Annotated in this window: 4 protein-coding genes; 2 read left to right on the top strand and 2 right to left on the bottom strand. The window is 54.8% G+C overall.

The window, feature by feature from the left end:
• Positions 1-553 precede the first annotated feature (553 nt).
• Both KK925_RS09215 and cimA read right to left on the bottom strand, forming a co-directional pair.
• Positions 554-859 (bottom strand): hypothetical protein, encoded by a 306-nt coding sequence (locus KK925_RS09215; protein WP_174583556.1) that lies wholly within the window; start codon positions 857-859, stop codon positions 554-556.
• A gap of 903 nt (positions 860-1,762) precedes the next feature.
• Positions 1,763-3,388 carry a citramalate synthase gene (gene cimA / locus KK925_RS09210; protein ID WP_174583555.1) on the bottom strand — a complete coding sequence of 542 codons (1,626 nt, stop codon included), beginning with the start codon at positions 3,386-3,388 and terminating at the stop codon, positions 1,763-1,765.
• 130 nt (positions 3,389-3,518) lie between these two features.
• On the opposite strand from cimA, the gene hpf reads away from it, so the two are divergent.
• Both hpf and KK925_RS09200 read left to right on the top strand, forming a co-directional pair.
• The gene (gene hpf / locus KK925_RS09205; protein WP_174583554.1) at positions 3,519-3,878 is read left to right on the top strand and encodes a ribosome hibernation-promoting factor, HPF/YfiA family; all 360 of its coding nucleotides are present in this window, start codon (positions 3,519-3,521) and stop codon (positions 3,876-3,878) included.
• Positions 3,875-4,450, top strand: a complete 576-nt coding sequence (locus tag KK925_RS09200) for a Maf family protein (RefSeq protein WP_268905649.1) — start codon at positions 3,875-3,877, stop codon at positions 4,448-4,450. Before hpf ends, KK925_RS09200 begins: the two co-directional genes overlap by 4 nt.
• Positions 4,451-4,638 lie beyond the last annotated feature (188 nt).

Here is a 4,638-nt window from a genome sequence, read left to right as displayed (position 1 = left end):
CCAGTGCTTCGAGGGTTTGGTTCCCAGGTAGCTTTGACCCGTGATGGGCTTGTACCAAAGACCCAAGGTGTTACCGAGAAACTCGAAGCTCTCGTTCCGGTACCTGGGCCTAGCGGGGTCTTTTGCCCCCTTCACAGTAAACCCGATCCGCTTCACCATCTTTTTCCCTTTGCTTGTGGGCTTCCTACGCATGATGCCGAGAAAGGATTCCATAGTCTTCGGCGCGCGATACTATGGGGCTGCCCATCCTCGCCTTTTCTACGGCAGGATGAACTGTCTCGATAGAGAGATGGGCCAAAAGACGAAAGATAAGAACTCCTGGTGGTGTCCCACGCCTTCGATCCTTGGTCTCGGCCGTCCGCCGCTTCCTTTTCCTGATCGTCTTGCTCCTCGACCGAGATTTCCAGGCAGGCTTTTGAGGGCCGCCAGCATGGCTCCGTCGGATATCGTCCCGGCAAGGCTCTTCATCAACACAGCATGAGGAATGCCGTCGAAGAACTCAGTAAGGTCAGCATCGATGACCACAGTATACCCCCGTTGAGAAGAGCGCGTACTATTCTTGCCCCATCCAAGGCACTTCGCCCTTCTCAATAGGGATACTCTTCTTCCGGTATACCCATTTCAAAGATCGGGCTAGAGTATAAGAACGGCCGCCATCTGGACCATCCGATCTCCTAGGATGGCCGTCTTTTGCGGCCTCCGCTTTCCCACCAGTTTCGCGCATCCACACCCGCCGTATCGCTTCCGTTCTGCCCATCGACCCAACCACCCCTCCCACCCTTTCCTCCTCGATCCTCTCAAACGTCAGTCCATCGACTCCTGCCACTCCACCCTTTCCTCCGGCAGAGCTTCTACGCATAGGCCAATACGTCCTTGCGGGAGAGTTTGTCGTACGAGAAATAGAAGCGGTAGGTCGGATCTGCGTTAGCTTTCGCCTACAACGCCATCGGGAGTTACCGAACGCGGTTGGGAGGTTCTCGGGCTCAATCGCCTATCTCTGTCAGCCCTCTCCTTCCGACATTTGCCTCCAGAACTCTTGGGCTCCTTTCCTCCATGGAGACTTTCTCGGAGTGCTCTACCACTATGGACCTATCCGAATCCGATCTCGTCCCACTGTCTCCCTTCACGAGGGCAGGGTCGGCCCGTTCGGCGCTTACCCAAACTCCCGCCAGATGGGCCTCCCATGTTGATCCATCGTCCTTTGCACCCATACCCTCGCCCAGTACCTCAGTGACTCTCGCCAGTGCACACATACCTCTCCTTCCTAAGGAGACTTCGGCCGTCGCTTTTTTAGCGAAAAAGCTCGCACCCCCGCCTCGGTAGTTTCCAGGGCTTAGCTAGAGCGTTCTCCTGCGTTAGGCCCCGCCTTGCCGATTCACCCGCTTTCCGAGCCTTTTGGGTTAAGAGCCTTCGACACCAGCGTTACCACGATCAGCTGCTCCGGGCGTTTCCGGCTGCAGCCACAGTTGCCGGGTGGCGATACCTTCCTCCCCATTGGACGATCTACCTTTTCACGACGCACGCCACCGGATCGCTCCGCAACTGCTCATAGCGGTTACGATCTTCCTAGCCCAACGCAATCCCAAAAATCCGCTGACTAAGCCTCTTTCCACCCTTTTTGCCAGCGTTTTTCGCCCCTCTACGCCACTCATCCTGTTGAGATTTCCAGACTAGCCTCCCACCCATGCACTAGCGTTCCCGATCCGGCCATCAAAAACACCGGAGGTTCGCATCTCCTTCGATGCAGCTCTGGTGCTGTTCTCTAATCCCGAGCTTTCTCAGGGTCCATCTCACGGGAACCCCCGGAACGCAAAAGATAAAATTCAATACTATCCACCAAGGCTAGCCACGAAGCCTCTACAATGTTGGTGGAGGCAGCCACAGTCGTCCAGCGCGCCGTCCCGTCGCTTGATTCGACCAAGACTCGAATCGACGCTTCCGTACCTCGAGAGGGATCCACAATCCGAACCTTGTAATCGGTCAGCCGAATCCGTTCGATTTGCGGATAGGCCTCTTGCAAGGCTGCGCGCAAGGCGTTGTCGAGTGCGTGAACCGGACCATCCCCCTCAGCCACGGTGTACCGTCGCTTTCCTTGCACCTCGATTTTGACCGTAGCCTCACAGACCTCGTAGGCCCGAACGGGAAGGGAGCGAATCGAGACATGATACTCAAGGAGACGAAAGAACGGCTGGTAATTGCCCAGGACCCTCCGCATCAAAAGTTCCAGGGACGCTTCTGCTGCTTCAAATTCATAACCCCTCGCCTCAAGCCGCTTGATTTCCTCAAGAATCCTCTTTGTCTTCGGTGAGCGGTCTTCCATTTCCAATCCCAGTTCCTTGGCTTTCCACGCAATATTGGCCCGGCCGGAAAGCTCTCCGACCAAAATTCTCCTGCGATTCCCCACCGCTTCCGGGTTAATATGCTCGTAACTTCTCAAAAGTTTCCGGAGGGCGTTGACATGAGTTCCTCCTTTGTGGGCGAAGGCACAGGACCCGACAAAGGGAGCCCGTGGATTAGGTCTTTGATTGGCCACCTCATCCACAAAGAGCGAAAGTTCCCGCAGCGTGGCCAGTCGCTCTGGATCGATGACTTTCTTACCCATCTTTAGCTGCAAGTTGGCGATCACGGAAATGAGGTTACAGTTTCCCGTCCGCTCTCCATACCCATTTATCGTTCCCTGAATCTGGGTAGCCCCGGCTTCCACGGCCGCCAGGGCGTTGGCAACCGCAAGCTCCCCGTCATTATGCGTATGGATGCCTAAAGGAACACGGATTACCTTTGCCACCTCCCTAGTTACCCGACCGACTTCCGTTGGGAGGGAACCTCCATTGGTGTCACAAAGTACGATCCAATCAGCACCGGCCTCGGCAGCTACACGCAGGGTTTCCAGGGCATAAGCCGGTTCCTCCTTATATCCATCGAAAAAGTGCTCCGCGTCATAGATGACTTCCCTCTGGTGGCTTTTGAGATACGCAATAGAGGAGGCGATCATTTGGAGGTTGCGCTCAGGCGTCGTCCGCAGCACCTCGCGGACATGGGATAGCGAGCTCTTTCCGAAGATTGCCACCGCAGGTGTTGCCGCTTCCAGCAAAGCCGCCAGCTGCGCATCCTTGGCTGGCTCTTCCACCTCCGGCCGGCAGGTGCTCCCGAAAGCTACCACTTTGGCCGTGCGCCAAGGAATTTTCTGCGCTTCCCAAAAAAATTGACTGTCCTTGGGATTGGAACTTGGCCAACCGCCTTCAATGTAGGAAATGCCAAATTCATCAAGCTTCCGAGCAATTCGGATCTTATCTCCGACAGAAAAATGGATTCCTTCTGCTTGGGCGCCATCCCGCAGGGTGGTGTCGTAGATAAAAATCTGCTCAATGGTTCTGTCTTCCACTTTCATTTCGCATCCTTTGCACCGGGCCAGACCCCACGACACGGCCCCCCTTGCCAAAAGAACTTGGATCCTTTCCTTTTATCCGTGGGCCTTGCGTCTGGACAAAGGCCGCAATATCGACAAGCTTAGCAAAGCTATGCAGATCCACGTTAGCCAGCAAAATGTTCGTTTAACCAGTGCCTTGCACGCCTACATCGCCAAAAAGCTGCAGAAGTTGGAGCGACATATGCCTGAGGTTATCGGTGCCCACGTGGCCATCATCCACGATCCCCTCCAAACCAACAAGCGCGCCTACGCCGTAAAAGTACATTTGGCCGTACCGGGCAGAGACCTCCACGCAGAGGAACATGGGCATGATCTTTATGAAACGATCGATCTTCTAATGGAGACCCTTGAGAAGCAGGCTCTTAAAAGAAAAACCGAATTAACCAAACGGAACCGTCGTGTGGCACGCCAAGCCAAGGATACACTCAAAACCGGAACTACTTCCCAGTGAAGAGCCCTTTGTGTTTGGCCTCAAGCTCCCCCCGCCGGCAACAATTATTACGCCAGCTTGGTGTACCGTTCTACTCCAAACCGCCCACCTTTAGCGAGCTGAGCCCCGAACAAGTCACCTGCCTTTCCCCACGGGAACTTGCCTTGCGTAACGCCATGGGTAAAGCCTTTTCGGTGTGGAATCCCGGTTCTGACCCCTGGGTGCTTGCTGCCGATACCCTTGTCGTATTGGGAGCCGTTTGCTTGGGTAAACCGAAGGATCTTACGGAAGCTCGCACAATGCTAGAACTTCTGTCGGGCAAAACCCATCATGTTCTGACCGCTCTCGTTTTGGTAACCCCCAGCCGCCAGATCCGATCACTGATATGCGCAACAGAAGTGGAATTTCGGCGTTTAACGCCCCCTTTGATTGAAAGCTATCTTCAAGAGGTTCCCGTGCTGGATAAGGCCGGAGCCTACGCAGCGCAGGAAAAGGCAGAGTGGTTAATTAAGGAAGTTCGAGGCTCCTATACCAACGTGCTTGGCTTTCCCATCGAGGAGGTAGCTTGTCTCCTGGCGAAAGGGAACCCCTAGCTTGCCTTCGTGAAGTTTTTGACCCTTGTCGTGGTAAGTCAAGGACTTATGAAAAAGCGTGTAGGGTCGATATGGCGATAGGCTATGAATAAGTCGTTAGGCACATGGCAGATTTTAAGTTGTAGGCATGTATGTCCAGGAGGTGCGCACCGATCCCAACGGGAAGGTGTAGCGGCAGGTGTGCGGGG

It is taken from the genome of Candidatus Methylacidithermus pantelleriae (assembly GCF_905250085.1).
Taxonomy (GTDB): domain Bacteria; phylum Verrucomicrobiota; class Verrucomicrobiia; order Methylacidiphilales; family Methylacidiphilaceae; genus Methylacidithermus; species Methylacidithermus pantelleriae.
Note: the sequence above shows the minus strand (reverse complement) of the source record. Positions and strands in the feature narration are given on the sequence as shown.

Coding starts and splice junctions, on each gene's coding strand:
- KK925_RS09215 (WP_174583556.1), bottom strand. CDS start 859: ATGCGTAGAAGCTCTGCCGGAGGAAAGGGTGGAGTGGCAGGAGTCGAT.
- hpf (WP_174583554.1), top strand. CDS start 3,519: ATGCAGATCCACGTTAGCCAGCAAAATGTTCGTTTAACCAGTGCCTTG.
- cimA (WP_174583555.1), bottom strand. CDS start 3,388: ATGAAAGTGGAAGACAGAACCATTGAGCAGATTTTTATCTACGACACC.